This is a genomic window from Nitrospirillum goiasense, assembly GCF_034427435.1.
In the GTDB taxonomy this organism is placed as follows: Bacteria; Pseudomonadota; Alphaproteobacteria; order Azospirillales; family Azospirillaceae; genus Nitrospirillum.
Map to the genome: position 1 here is coordinate 925,595 of NZ_JAXQNP010000003.1, position 13,472 is coordinate 939,066.

Sequence of the window (13,472 nt, forward strand, 5' to 3'; positions counted from 1 at the left end):
GGGCGGGGGTGCGGCCATCCGCCACCCCCCGCCCCCGTTTGGTTTAGGTGCGACGCAACAAAGATTACTCGGGCGGGGAATGGTTTTCCCGGGATGCGTCCGTCATCCTGGCTGTGCTCCGCCCGGGTATCGGTCCCATGCCACGTTAGCCCACCCGCCCCGTCGACCGGTCCCGGCACCTCACTTCCCCCATGGTCCCAACACCGGGAGTCGTGCCGACATGAATCGTGACGAGATCCTCTCCGCCAGTTCCATGCCGCTGTTCAGCCCCAGTTATCCGCGCGGCCCCTACCGTTTCATGCGCCGGGAATACCTGATCATCACCTATGAAAGCGACCCGGAGGCCATCCGCCGGGCCCTGCCCGAACCGTTGGAACCGGCGCCGGGCAACCTGTGCTTTTATGAATGGATGAAGATGCCCGACAGCTCCGGCTTCGGCGATTATGAGGAAAGCGGCACCGGCATCGTCGCCCAGTGGAACGGGCAGCCGTGCAACTTCTCCGTCCAGATGTACCTGGATGACGAGCCGCCCATCACCGCCGGCCGCGAGATCTGGGGCTTCCCCAAGAAATACGGCGTGCCCCGCCTGAAAGTGCAGAAGGACACCCTGACCGGCACCCTGCATTACGATGAGGAGCGGGTGGCAATGGGCACCATGACCTATAAGCACCACAGCCTGGCCGACCGCCTGGATGAGGTGGCCAAGGGCATCGGCAAGCTGAACGTGAACCTGAAGTTCATCCCCGATGTGGATGGCGGGCCCAAGGTGGCCCAACTGGTGGGTTACAACCTGACCGACGTCCATGTGCATGGCGCCTGGGACGGTCCCGCCCGCCTGCACCTGACGCCGCATGTGAACTGCCGCGTGGCCGACCTGCCGGTCCGGCGCATCGTCGGCGGACGGCACCAGGTGGTGGACTTCACCCTGCCCTTCGGACGGGTGCTGCACGATTATCTGGCGTAATGGGCCGGTGGGCGCATCCGCGCCCACCTTCCCCGCTCAACGGGCGGAGGCCACGTCGCGCACGGCATCCGCCATCAGGCGCAGGCCCAGCACGCCCATGATAGTGCCGGTCACCCGGTCGATGCCGCCTTTGGCCTTGAGATAGGCCCGGCGCGGCGCCCCCGCCGAGAAGGCCAGGGCCACCACGCTGTACCAGCCAGCCTCGATCAGGAAGATCAGGGGCGGCAGGACCAGCAGCAGGTGGCGCGGCGGTTCCCCGACCTGGGACTGGGCGGGCAGCAAGGCCGCGAAGATGCTGGCGTAGGCGATGGCGGTCTTGGGATTGCTGAGCTGGGTCGCCAGCGCCACGATGAAGGCGCGGCCCAGCGACGGCACCTGACCGCCCGCCGGCACGCCATCAGCCATGGCCGAGGGCATGGCAAGGGGCACGCCGGCACCCTGCCACAGGCGCAGGGCAAGATAGAGAAGGTAGAGGCCACCCGCCAGGCGCAAGGCCATGTTCAACCAGGCCACCTGGGTCAGCAGCGCGGTCAGGCCCAGCAAGGCCAGGGTGCCGAAAAAGGCGCCACCCACACCCATGCCGACAGCGGCGGCCAAGCCGTTGCGGCGGGATTGCGCGACGGCGGTGCGCGTGACAAGCACGAAGCTGGGCCCGGGGGACATGGCCCCCAGCAACAAGGCGACAAGAATGGGGATCAGGCTGGCAAGCATGGGGCGTCCCTTCCGTTGCGACGGTCGATGGCCCAGGCGCGCGGCACAGGATGCCCCCGCGCTTCCCGATGGTGCCCCATCTTGGACCCCGCCGTCGGGGGTCACGCGCCAGCCACGCGGATAGGGGAGCGTAACCGTTGTGGGCTTAGCCGGCAACGGCGGCATGCCGGTCGGCCCGCCGGCCGAAGGTGCCGGCCATGGCCAGGATGGCGAGCCCGCTACAGGCCATGACCAGGGGCGTGGGCAGCAAGGTCAGCAGCGTGGGCGCCGCCATCATGGCCACCAGCGTCCCCAGGCAGTCCAGCACCAGGAACAGGCGGAAGACGGCGGCGATTTCCCCGCCGGTGAACCGGGTCTGGCGCAAGGTGGTCACCGGAATCTGCGACAGCGGGCCACCGGTGGCGGTGGCCATGGCCGCCGCCGCCATGGCGGGCAGCGTCCAGGGGGCGGGCAGCAGCGTGGCCAGCGACAGCACGACGAAGCCGCCCCCGACCAGCCCGTCACCCGCCGCCACCAGGGCCAGCGGCCGCCGCGCGAGCAGGCCGCCCGGTGGCAGGCTGCCCACCACCAGGTTGCTGACCAGATTACCGGCACCGTAGGCGGAGAACAGCAGGGCCAACGCCGATAGGCCGCTGAGGCCGAAGCCCGCCACCCCCTGCTGGCGCACAAGCAGCGGCAGCGACAGCCAGATGGTCAGGGTCCACAGCCCGCCCGTCAGCCCGTTGCGCCAAAGCAGATAGGTGAAGGGCGGTTCCCGCCGCACCAGGCGCCAGCCCGCCAACAGCCGGGCGGACAATCCATCCGCGACCCGGGTGGGCGCCGCCGGCTCCGGCGCGGGCGGATCGGCCAGGTAGGGCCGCACGCTGAACACGGCGAGGGCGGAGGCCAGGAAGCTGAGGCCGTTCACCCCCATCAGGGCCACCGGCGGCATCAGGGTGGCCAGGGCCCCGGCCAGCGTGGGACCCACCAGGCGGGCCAGGCGCAGCGTGCCGTCGAACAGGGCGTTGGTGGCGGCCAGCAGGCTGCGGTCGCCCGCCAGCCGGGGCAACGACGCCTGAAGCGCGGGATCGAACAGGCCAGCCAAGGCGGACAGCGCCACCGACGGCACCACCAGGGTCCACAGCGTCAGGTGGCCGCCCAAGGCCGCCAGCACCGGCACCGCCGCCAGCCCGGCGCGCGCCAGGTCGGCCGCCATCATGACGCTGCCATGGTCCCACCGCCCCACCCAGGCGCCGGCCAGCAGGGCCACAGTCATCAACGCCAGCGTATCCGCCGCCGCCACATAACCGGTGTCCGCCCCCACCAGGCCCACGGCCAGCCAGACCAAGGCCATCTGGTGCAATTGGTCGCCCACGGCCGAGAGCGACAATGCGCCCCATAGACGGGCGATGGGGCCGTGCGTCAAAGGTTTCAACAGGCGCATGGTTGGGCTTTGGGCTGAGGACCGGAAGGGTGGGCGCGGGCCCCCTGCTTACAGCAAGCGCACGATCCGCGCAGTGCCGAACCCCACAGGGCCCGCATCGGTGGGCTTATCCACCCAAAAGCTGCACAGCTTTGCGGCAACATGCCTGTAACAATCCAGAACTGCCCAATCACTGGGCGCTGATCCCACCCTCCGCGCAGCCGAAATGCTTATATCGCAGCAGCGAAGCAACTGGCCCGGTTATTGCTGACATCCCCAGATAGAGTGAAAGCGGTCCCACGTCCCCTAAACGGGCGTCGGGCGGCACTTTTTTGGCAGATGGGTCGAGTAAAGACAGCAATAAACCAGTTTTCCCAACCCATGAATTGACAGAGACGAATGACGAAACGGGCCGTCACCATCATTGTCAAAGCCATAAACCGGATTCCGGACACTGATGTTCGGCGTCTCGTTACCGCAATTGGGACGAATACGACCCTCATTTCTTCGAAAATGCATAGTCACAACTTCCATATGGCTGCCCATCGGGGCGGCCATTTGCATTTGCGAACCTTCCATTACCCATCAACCCCAGCATGAGGCGATGCCCCGGGAGCCGAGCGCGGCGCTGACCCGGCAGCGCACCCCGTCACCGGCGGACCTTAACACGGTGCATCGCACCCGGGCCGCCGCCGATTACCCCACTCCGCCCGCCGGGTCTGACCCGGCGGGCCGGAGACGAAAGTCGAAGACGACGCCGCGCCCCCGTCACCCTTGGGGCGGGCGGATGCAGGACCACAAAAAATAACGGAACAGGAGAGCCTTGCCTTGACCACGAATCCTCCGCCGCGCACCGCGCGCCGCATGGCCCGTTTTCTGGGCGCCCTGGCCCTGACGGCCGTGCTGGCCGCCATCATCACCGAGGCCGGCGTCATCTCCTCCAGCGGCACGGCCAAGGCCAAGCAGCCGATCACCCGCACCGACGCGGGCAGCTTTCCCATTTCCGCCGCCGTATCCGTCCCGGCGGGAGCCGACGTCGTATACCTCAGCGGCATGACCCCGTCGGTCGCCGACCCGAACGCGCCCAAGGGCAGCATCGAGTCCTATGGCGACACCGCCACCCAGACCGTCAGCGTCCTGAACAAGATCAAGGACGCGCTGGCCGCCCAGAAGCTGACCATGGGCGACGTGGTCATGATGCATGTCTACCTGGTGGGCGATCCGGCCCACGACGGCAAGATGGATTTCGCCGGCATGATGTCCGGCTACACCCAGTTTTTCGGCACGGCCGACCAGCCGAACAAGCCCGCCCGCAGCACGCTGCAGGTGGCGGGTCTCGCCTCCCCCGGCCTGTTGGTCGAGATCGAGGTGATCGCCGCCCGCGTCCCCTGAGCCGGGGCGCCCGTCGCCAGGCCATCGCCCGGCGACGGAACGGCCAGACGATCGCTTCGACGCTGATGAGGAAGGTGCATATTGCCTGCCATGACCGAATTGCCCGGCGCCGGCGTGACCCGGCGTCATTTCCTGGAAAAGGCGGCGCTGCTGGGCGGCAGCGCCATGGTGATGACCGCGCTGAACGCCTGGGGCGCCGGCATCGCCTCCATGACCAGCGCGCCGCCCGCCCTGCGCGGGTCCGGCGCGGGGCACAAGCTGCTGATCCTGGGGGCCGGCGTCGCCGGCATGACCGCGGCGTATGAGATGTCCAAGCTGGGCTACCAGGTGACCATCCTGGAGGCCCGCGCCTTCGGCGGCGGCCGCTGCCAGACGGCGCGCAAGGGCTTCAAGCTGACGGAGCTGGGCGGTGAGGAGCAGGAGTGCACGTTCGATGAGGGGCTGTACCTGAACCACGGCCCCTGGCGCATCCCCTTCTGCCATCGCTCCACCCTTCATTACACCAAGACCTTCGGCATCCCGCTGGAGGTCCTGGTCAACGAGAACGACGCCAGCTACGCCCGCTTCGACACCGTGAAGGGGCCCCTGGCCGGCAAGCGGGTGCGCCAGTTCGAGGTGCGGGCCGACATGCGCGGCTACACCTCGGAACTGGTGGCCAAGGCGGCCACCTCGGGCAAGCTGGACACCGGCCTGGCCAAGGATGACGTGGAGCTGTTCGTCGAATACCTGCGCGGCGAAGGCTATCTGGAAAACGACCTCAGCTATCGCGGCACGGAAGGCCGGGGGTACAAGGTCAACCCCGGGGCCGGCATCGACGACCCCGGCCCCGGCGTGCCCAGCACGCCCTACGCCTTCCCCGACCTGGTGCAATCCAAGCTGTGGCGCATGGTGCAATCGGTCGGCACCTTCGACCAGCAGCACACCATGTTCCAGCCGGTGGGCGGCATGGACCGCATCGCCAAGGGCTTCGAGAAGCATGTCGGCCACCTGATCAAGTACAACGCGGAGGTAGAGCGCATCCGCCAGTCCGACGGCGGCGTGACGGTGGACTACCTGGACACCAAGACCGGCAAGCGCAGCACCATCAGCGCCGATTACTGCCTGTGCACCATTCCGGTCAGCGTGCTGCGCACCATCGACGCCGATTTCTCCGACGCCTACAAGCAGGCCATGGGCCTGCTGTCCTATGACCCGGTGTGCAAAATCGGCCTGCAGATGAAGCGCCGGTTCTGGGAGGAGGACGACGCCATCTATGGCGGCCATGTCTACACCGATGCGCCCGGCATCAATCTGATCAGCCTGCCGTCGTCCGGCTGGCAGTCGGCCAAGGGCGTGCTGCTGGGCTATTACATGTTCGGCGCCGACGCCACCGACATGAGCGGCAACACCCCGGCGGAGCGCACGGCCATCGCGTTGGATGTGGGGCAGCGCATCTTCCCGCAATACAAGGAGAACTTCGAGAACTCGTTCTCCGCCTCCTGGCACCTGATCCAGTACAATCTGGGCGGCTGGGGCAACTGGAGTGCGGAGGCGCGGAAGGTCGCCTATCCGGTGCTGAACAAGCCCGACCGCCGCATCTACCTGGCGGGGGAGCATATCAGCTACATCGGCGGCTGGCAGGCCGGCGCCATCGAATCCGCCTGGCACCAGATCGCGCAAATCCATCAGCGCGTCGTGGCGTGAGGGGGACAGGATGCGCGCAACCCTTCTTGTCGCCGCCCTTGCCACCGGCACCTTTCTGACCACGGCGCCCGCCCTGGCGCAGGACGTGGCCAAGGGCCAGGATCTGTTCAACCACAAATGCGCCGCCTGCCATCAGAAGACGGGCCTGGGGGTGAAGGGCGCCTTCCCCGCGCTGGCGGGGGATCCCTTCGTCGTGGGCGACCCCGAACCGGTGGTGCGCACCGTGCTGCAAGGGCGGGGCGGCATGCCCACCTTCGCAGCACTGCTGAGCGAGGATCAACTGGCCGACATCATCAGCTACATCCGGCAGGCCTGGGGCAACAGCGCGCCGGCCGTGAACACGGGCTTCGTCGTCACCGTGAAGACGAACGCCCATCCGCAGGACAAGGCGCCGACCGTCACGCATTGAGCGGAACGGCGGCAGGGTTTCAACGGGCCCCAAGGACATCGTGACCGGGTTGGACGTCGGGAAGCGTCCAACCCGGTTCCGGAACCGAGGGGCGGAGAAGGAAAGGAGCGCATCGGCAAGTCAAAGCGCCTTTGAAAAAGGCGATTTGACTTGCGCCAAAACAGTTGTTTGAGATTTCAAAAAAAGGCGGACGGGGCAATGAGCCGCCTTATTCTGAAAAAATGCGGGGAATCGCGCCATCAAGCGCCATGATCTAACAAAATCCAAAGATCAGGGGGCCAACATGACGCATACAAACAACACCAACGCCATAGGTGCGCGTGCCATCCGTGCGCGTAAAGCCTGGACCATCGCCCTGCTGTGCACGGCGGGCTATCTCGCCATGGGCACGGCCAGCGCCGCCACGGCGCCGGCACCGGCGGCCGACACCGACAGCCTGTCGGAAATCGTGGTGACCGGCAGCCGCCGCGTCGACCGGTCGGTCGCGGATTCGCCGTCGCCCATCGATGTCTTCTCGCCGGAGGATCTGTCCCGCCAGGCCGGCGGCGACACCAACGACCTGCTGCGCCAGCTGGTGCCATCGTTCAACGTCGCCCGCTTCTCCATCTCCGACGGGTCGACCTTCGTCCGCCCGCCGACCTTGCGCGGCCTGCCGCCCGATGAAACCCTGGTGCTGATCAATGGCAAGCGCTTCCATCGCTCCGCCCTGGTGCAGATCGGCGCCAACGGTCTGACCCAGGGGTCGCAGGGGCCCGACCTGGCGCAGATCCCCTCCATCGCCATCAAGCAGCTGGAAGTGCTGCGCGACGGCGCCGCCGCCCAGTACGGTTCCGACGCCATCGCCGGTGTCATGAACTTCACCCTGAAGGACAGCGCCGACCAGGGCACGGTGGTGGCCCAGTGGGGCCAGACCTATGCCGGCGACGGCGGCAGCGCCCACATCCAGGCCAATTCCGGCCTGCCCTTGGGCGACCGCGGCTTCGTCAACATCAGTGCCGAGTATGTGAAGAACGATCCGACGTCGCGCGGCACCCAGCGCCCCGACGCCGCCAAGCTGGCGGCCCAGGGCCTGACCATCCCCAACCCCGCCCAGCGCTTCGGCGACCCGGCGGTGGAGGCGGAACGCCTGTTCGTCAACAGCGGCATCGACCTGGGCGACAATTCCAAGATCTACCTGTTCGGCAACTTCGGCCACAGCTACGCCAAGGAAAGCTTCAACTACCGCAACCCCACCACGGTGTCGTGGCTGATCACGCCCATCACCCTGGACAGCGGCGCCACCTTCAAGTGGAACAGCGTCTTCCCCAACGGCTTCACGCCCTGGTTCTACGGCGACATCCTGGATAGCAGCATCACCGGCGGCTACAAGACGACGCTGAAGAACGGGCTGATGATCGATGCCAGCGCCAGCTACGGCAAGGATGAGCTGCGCTACAGCATCCGCAACACCGTCAACCCCTCGCTCGGGCCGAGCAGCCCGCACCAGTTCTACGTCGGCACCCAGATTCAGGAGGAAACCAACCTGAACCTGGACCTGACCTATCCCGTGAACCTAAGCTGGCTGGCCAGCCCGCTGACCCTGGCGGGCGGTGGCGAATACCGGCGCGAAACCTACACCATCAAGTCGGGTGACGTGGCCTCGTACCAGGCGGGCAAGTACTACACCTACGGCATGCCCATCGGGTCCAACGGCTATCCCGGCTTCACCGCCAGCGACGCCGGCCAGTATCCGCGCGGCAACTACGCCTTCTATGCCGACGCGGAAGCCGACATCATCAAGGACCTGAGCGCCGGCGTGGCCCTGCGCTATGAAGACTTCGACGATTTCGGCGACACCACCAACTGGAAGGTCTTCGGCCGCTATCAGCTCACCAACTGGCTGGCCATCCGCTCGTCCGTCAACACCGGCTTCCGCGCGCCGACGCCGGGGCAATCGCACATCAGCAGCACGCAGACCACCTTCAAGGCGGGCAGCCCGGAACCCATCGTGCTGGGCACCTTCCCGGTGGACAGCGCGGTCGCCCAATATTACGGCGCCAAGACGCTGAAGCCCGAGACCTCGTTCAACATCGCCGGCGGCCTGGTCTTCGACCTGCCGGGCGGGGTCAACCTGACCGTCGACTATTACAACATCAAGGTCGAGGACCGCATCGGCATCACCAGCGATTTCACCGTGTCCGCCGCCGACCAGATCAAGCTGGCGGCGCTGGGCGTGGTGGGCGCCAACACCCTGGGCAACGTCAACTACTTCGCCAACGCCTTCGACACCCGCAGCCAGGGCGTCGACATCGTCGCCAACAAGACCTTTGACCTGTATGACGGCGAACTGCGCCTGACGGCGGCGGCCAACATCAACCACACCGACGTCACCAAGTACGACTCCACCGTCATCGATGCCAACCGCAAGGCGGACATCGAGAACGGCCTGCCGCACTATCGCGTGAACCTGACCGCCACCTATGACATCGGCGCGTTCAACTTCATGTATCGCGGCAGCTATTACGGCGCCTGGCAGGACAACTCCAGCGCCGGTCAGCACTACGACCCCAATTGGATCTTCGACGCGGAGATCGCCTACAAGGTGACCGAGGACCTGACCGCCACCGTCGGCGCGCAGAACCTGTTCGACACCTATCCGCAGAAGAACCGCAGCGCCGGTCGCCTGAACTATGGCGACCAGTACCCGGACACGTCGCCCTTTGGCTATGACGGCGGCATGTATTATTTCCGCCTGGCGTATAAGTTCTGATCGCCCAACTGGGCGCAAGGGAAGGCCGTCCGGGAAACCGGGCGGCTTTTTCTTTGGGCGAACGCGGTCTTTCCCGTCATAGTGGCAGCCATAACAACGCAAAAATGGGGAACGCCCTTTTCATGAGCATGATCGCGAACATCCTGGTGGCCCTCGTGGCGCTGCTGCACGCCTGGATCCTGGTGCTGGAAATGGTCTTGTGGACCAAGCCCGCAGGCCTGCGGGCCTTCCGCAACTCTCCCGAAAGGGCCGCGCAAACGGCCGTGCTGGCCGCCAACCAGGGTCTGTACAATGGTTTCCTGTCGGCGGGCCTGCTGTGGGGCCTGGTCTACCCGGACCCGTCGGCGGCCCTGCACATCAAGACCTTCTTCCTGCTGTGCGTGATCGTGGCGGGCGCTTACGGCGCCTGGTCCGTCAGCCGCCGCATCCTGATGATCCAGGCCCTGCCGGCGGCCGTGGCCCTGGCGGCGGTTTGGCTGGCATGAGGATCTGAAAAAAAAGCCGGCGCCCCCGGTACGGGCGGGTAACGGGGGCACCGGCCGGGGGACGTCAGGCGCCGGACTTCGCGGAGCCTTGAGTCGCGTCGGCGATGACGCGGCGTGCTTCGGCGATGGCGTCGGGCGTGCTTTTGCCCCCCTTGGCGATGCTGTCGGCCAGGCCCATCAGCGCCTTGCCGGTGACGGAGCCGTTGTTGGCCTCTTCCACCACGCTGACGCCCTGGTGCCGGGCGATGACCTGGTCCCAGGCGGCGCGGACGGCCGCCCAGTAGGTCATGGTCTTGGTCCAGTACTCATCCGCCACGGCGATGGGGAAGGCGTTGGACCGGCTGTAGGTGTTGATCACCGTTTCATGCACGAAGGTGACCAGGCCCCCCTCCCGCAGCCCCAGCTTGGCATTATCCTGCTCATGCACCCAGCCGGCGGGCGTCAGCGCGTGGCGGTTGGTGCCGCTGTAGCGGTCATAGGGCGGATGGCGGGTGGCGTCACGGCGGGCCAGGGGGCGCCAGGTCTCGTCACTGGTCCAGCGCGAGACGCCGGCGTCGTGGCGCCAGCGGCCAACCCCGCCATACCGCGGGGAATCGTCCGTCTGCCACACGATCTGGGACCAGGCCCCCTTGGCCACCGCCCCATCCACCGGGGTCAGCGACCAGTGGCCCGTCCCCTGGTAGGCCAGCACGGCGACCGGCTGGTAGGTCCAGTCCTGCCGCCAGTGCTTGACCACCACGGGCAGGCCATCCTCACCATCCACCACCAGGATGTGCTGCAGGCGGATGACGGAACCGCCGTCCTCCACCACCCGCACCACCTCGTTCCCACCACTGACCTTGGGCGCGATGGGCGTGTAGTCGGGCAGGAAGGACGTGGTCTCACGGAAATCGAAGGTCACCTTATAGGTGCCGGCCATGCCCAGGATGGCCCGCCTGTCCTGGTCCGGGGCGGGACCCGAGGGATAGGTGGCCGTTTCGGCCGCGCGGGCCGCCGGCGGCAGGTGGGTGGCGACACCCAGCAGGGCGGCGCCGGTCAGGAAGGCGCGGCGGCCGGTCTTAAGCGTGTCACGCGGGATCATCGGGGTGCCCTCCTTGGGCAGCTCATGCGATTGGGGAGGAAGGTGGCGGCGGGCACGGGCGGGGCCCGCCGCCACCCGGATCCGGCCGGACGTCCCCCCGTCGGCCGGATCGGCTCAGCACGTCGGCGTCACAGCTTCAGGGTCAGCGAGGCGCCGACGTTGCGGCCCGGCTGGGTCCAGGCATCCAGCACGGTGGAGGTGGCGGACTGCCCGCGCACATCACCCCACCACCAGTACTTTTCATCCGTCAGGTTGAAGATTCCGACGCGCAGGCTGGCGTTCTCCGTCACCGTCCAGTAGGCCGTGGCATCCAGGATGGTGAAGGCCTTGGGCAGGAAGTAGGTCGCGCTGCTGACGTCGGACCGGTCCTTGGCGCCGGAATGGGTCATGGTCAGCTGGCCGCCATAGCGGCCGGCCGGATCGCGGTAGGTCAGGCCCAGCACCACCTTCCACGGATCGACGCTATCCAGCGGCGTGGTCACGCCGCCGGAGGTGCTGTCACCCTGGGTGTAGGAAAAGGCGGCCAGCGCCCCGATGCCGGAGTTCAGGGTGACCTGGCCCTTGGCCTCCGCCCCGCGCAAGGTCACCCGCGACAGGTTCACATACTGGTAGATCGCCGGGTTGGCGGCGGTGAAGGTACCGCCAACCTGCACCTGGTCGATGAAGTCGCGGTAGCGGCCGGCGTAGCCGGTGACGCTGGCATCCCAGCGGCCGCCGCCCAACACGGCATCGCCAGAACCCGCACCCGCCGCTTTTTCACCCCAGCCCCCGTTGAACTTGAAGCCACCCTCGATGGTCTGGCTGGTCTCCGCCTTCAGGTTGGGGTTGGAGACGGACTTGTAGTTCTGCGTGGGGTTGGCGAAGCCGTTGTTCACCTGCGACGGCGACGGCGCCTTGAAGCCTTCCGCCAGGTTCACGAACACGCCCACGTCCGGCAGCACATGGTAGAGGATGCCCAGCTTGGGCGAGACATGGCTGTCGTTCTTGGAAATGGGCGTCAGCGCCGTGAACAGCGGGTCGTCCTTCTTGGGCGACAGGTCGTAATAGTCGAAACGCACGGCGGGATAGAGCGTCAGCCGCCGGTCGAAGGCGTTGATCTCGTCCTGCACAAAGACGCCCGCCAGCGTGTAATCGGTGGTGGGATAGGCGCGCGACGGGAAGGCATCGCCGGCGGACGGCACCGTGCCGTCGCGCAGCGATTCCTGGTGGGTGACGGAGTAATCGCCGCCGTACACGAAGGTGTGCGTCAGGTCGTGGCCCAGCGTCTTGCTCTGCGCCTGAAGGTCGAAGCCGTAGACGTTGGTATCGAAGGTGCTGTCGCGCGTGCGGTCGGCGGCGGTGTTGCGATCCTCCGCCCCATATTGGGTGGCGTGGGTTTCCTGGTAGTAGGCCGTCCAGCGCAGACTGTCGATCACGGCCGCGCCGATATCATAGCGGTGGTCCAGGCTGACGCGGTTGCGGTCCTCGCGGTCGCGGGCGATGAGGCCCAGCACGCTGGTGGAGGACAGCGGCGGCTTGGCGATGGCGCTCAGCACCGTGGTGTTGGTGTGGTTGTCGTCATGGTCGAAGGTCAGGCGCAGGCGGTGCGCGTCCGACGGTTCATAGACCACCTTGGCCAGGACGGCGTTGGACTGCAGGTCCTGCGGGTTGGCGGTGGTGCGGTCGGTGTTGGCGGCGTTGTTGCCGCCATTGGTCGCGGTCTCGTTGCCGTCGCGCCGGGTATAGGCCACCAGGGCCTGCACCTTGCCCACCCGGCCCGCGGCCACGGCCCCCTTGGACCAGGCGCCGTCGGCGGAGGTGTAGCCGACCGAGCCCTGCGCCGCCCAATCCCTTGTTTTCCCATCTGGGCCCGCGGTCAGAAAATCTTCCGGATCCTTGGTGATGAAGCTGACGGCACCGGCCACGCCGTCGCTGCCATAGAGCGCCGAGGCGGGCCCGCGCAGGATTTCCACGGACTTCAACAGACCCAGGTCGACATAATCGCCACGCCCCATGTTCTGGGCGCCGAAGCTGTAGGCGTCGGGCACGCGGATGCCATCGGTCAGCATCAGGACGCGGTTGCCCTCCAGCCCGCGGATGTTGAAGCCGCTGTCGCCGTCACGCCCGGTGGATGATCCGGCCAAGGTGAAGCGCGCCGGGCTTTTGCGGACCGAGACGCCGGGTTCGTAGCGCACCAGATCCTTGATGTCCGTCACCAGTTGCTCATCCATCTGCTGGCTGGTGATGACGCTGACGCTGGCCGGGACGTCACTGATGTCCTTGGCCGTGCGCGTGGCGGTGACGGTGATCGTCGCCGTGGTGTCGGCATCGGCCGCGTCCGCCGGCGCCCCGTCAGGTGCCGCCGCCGCCAGCGCGGCATGGGACAGGGTGGCGCCCCCCAGCGCCGCCAACAGCCAAAGCGGAACGGTCGCCTGCAACAGCGTTCGCTGCATTTTTTCCCCCGTGAGGTTGGTTCCTGCCGCAGCTATATGACTAATGATATTAAGAATCAATCTCATTCTCATTGTGGCACTATTGCAACGGCGCAACCCGGCCCTGACCAGGCAAAGGTTTGACCCGGCGGCGGGAATCCGCCAAAAACCGCCCATCCCAATTC

10 protein-coding genes and 1 riboswitch are annotated in these 13,472 nt (G+C 66.9%); of the genes, 6 read left to right on the top strand and 4 right to left on the bottom strand.

Annotated elements, in window-relative coordinates; genetic code table 11:
- The first annotated feature begins 220 nt into the window (after positions 1 to 220).
- A complete protein-coding gene (locus tag ULB03_RS18590; protein WP_322484592.1) occupies positions 221 to 964 on the top strand; it encodes an acetoacetate decarboxylase in 744 nt (247 codons plus the stop codon).
- Positions 965 to 1,000: 36 nt separating this feature from the next.
- On the opposite strand, the gene ULB03_RS18595 is transcribed toward ULB03_RS18590, so the two are convergent.
- Together ULB03_RS18595 and ULB03_RS18600 are read right to left on the bottom strand one after the other, a co-directional pair.
- Complete coding sequence (locus ULB03_RS18595) at positions 1,001 to 1,675, bottom strand: LysE family translocator (RefSeq protein ID WP_322484593.1); 675 nt, start codon at positions 1,673 to 1,675, stop codon at positions 1,001 to 1,003.
- A gap of 23 nt (positions 1,676 to 1,698) precedes the next feature.
- A riboswitch (ZMP/ZTP riboswitch) is annotated at positions 1,699 to 1,801 on the bottom strand.
- A gap of 19 nt (positions 1,802 to 1,820) precedes the next feature.
- Positions 1,821 to 3,098, bottom strand: a complete 1,278-nt coding sequence (locus tag ULB03_RS18600) for an MFS transporter (protein ID WP_322484594.1) — start codon at positions 3,096 to 3,098, stop codon at positions 1,821 to 1,823.
- Positions 3,099 to 3,905: 807 nt separating this feature from the next.
- On the opposite strand from ULB03_RS18600, the gene ULB03_RS18605 reads away from it, so the two are divergent.
- From ULB03_RS18605 to ULB03_RS18625, 5 genes are all read left to right on the top strand, one after another.
- Positions 3,906 to 4,469 (top strand): RidA family protein, encoded by a 564-nt coding sequence (locus tag ULB03_RS18605; protein WP_322484595.1) that lies wholly within the window; start codon positions 3,906 to 3,908, stop codon positions 4,467 to 4,469.
- Positions 4,470 to 4,559: 90 nt separating this feature from the next.
- Positions 4,560 to 6,152, top strand: coding sequence for a flavin monoamine oxidase family protein (locus ULB03_RS18610; RefSeq protein WP_322484596.1), 1,593 nt, complete (start codon positions 4,560 to 4,562; stop codon positions 6,150 to 6,152).
- 10 nt (positions 6,153 to 6,162) lie between these two features.
- Complete coding sequence (locus tag ULB03_RS18615) at positions 6,163 to 6,561, top strand: c-type cytochrome (protein ID WP_322484597.1); 399 nt, start codon at positions 6,163 to 6,165, stop codon at positions 6,559 to 6,561.
- Positions 6,562 to 6,844: 283 nt separating this feature from the next.
- Entirely contained in the window at positions 6,845 to 9,310 is a 2,466-nt protein-coding gene (locus ULB03_RS18620) for a TonB-dependent receptor plug domain-containing protein (protein ID WP_322484598.1), read from the top strand.
- Positions 9,311 to 9,432: 122 nt separating this feature from the next.
- On the top strand, positions 9,433 to 9,795 hold the full coding sequence (locus ULB03_RS18625; RefSeq protein ID WP_322484599.1) for a DUF1304 domain-containing protein: 363 nt from the start codon (positions 9,433 to 9,435) through the stop codon (positions 9,793 to 9,795).
- A gap of 64 nt (positions 9,796 to 9,859) precedes the next feature.
- Here ULB03_RS18625 and ULB03_RS18630 read toward each other — a convergent pair whose 3' ends face one another.
- Both ULB03_RS18630 and ULB03_RS18635 read right to left on the bottom strand, forming a co-directional pair.
- Complete coding sequence (locus ULB03_RS18630; protein WP_322484600.1) at positions 9,860 to 10,876, bottom strand: DUF6607 family protein; 1,017 nt, start codon at positions 10,874 to 10,876, stop codon at positions 9,860 to 9,862.
- A gap of 128 nt (positions 10,877 to 11,004) precedes the next feature.
- Positions 11,005 to 13,308: a TonB-dependent hemoglobin/transferrin/lactoferrin family receptor gene (locus ULB03_RS18635; protein WP_322484601.1), complete on the bottom strand. Its 2,304-nt coding sequence runs from the start codon at positions 13,306 to 13,308 to the stop codon at positions 11,005 to 11,007.
- Positions 13,309 to 13,472: the final 164 nt, after the last annotated feature.